Annotated in this window: 1 protein-coding gene; it reads left to right on the top strand. The window is 69.6% G+C overall.

Annotated elements, in window-relative coordinates; all coding sequences use genetic code 11:
* On the top strand, positions 1-224 hold a 224-nt coding region (locus B3E43_RS11395; RefSeq protein WP_292029545.1), incomplete at both ends, for an efflux RND transporter permease subunit.

Genomic DNA, 224 nt, shown 5'->3' with positions numbered 1-224 from the left:
GCTGCCAGCGAACGCTCGCGCGTGCGCCTGAACGGCGTGCCGTCCATCAGCACCGGCATCATCCGCAACGCCACCGCCAACCCGCTGGAGGTGGCCGACGGCGTTCGCGCCGTGATGCCGCAGTTGCAGCGCGACCTGCCGCCGTCGGTCACCGTGGTGCAGGCCAACGACCTGTCGGTCTTCATCGACCGCTCGATCAAGGCCGTCTACACCACCGTGGCCGA

Source organism: Brevundimonas sp. UBA2416, assembly GCF_002343105.1.
GTDB lineage: Bacteria > Pseudomonadota > Alphaproteobacteria > Caulobacterales > Caulobacteraceae > Brevundimonas.
This window is presented reverse-complemented; position numbering and strand designations above follow the sequence as displayed.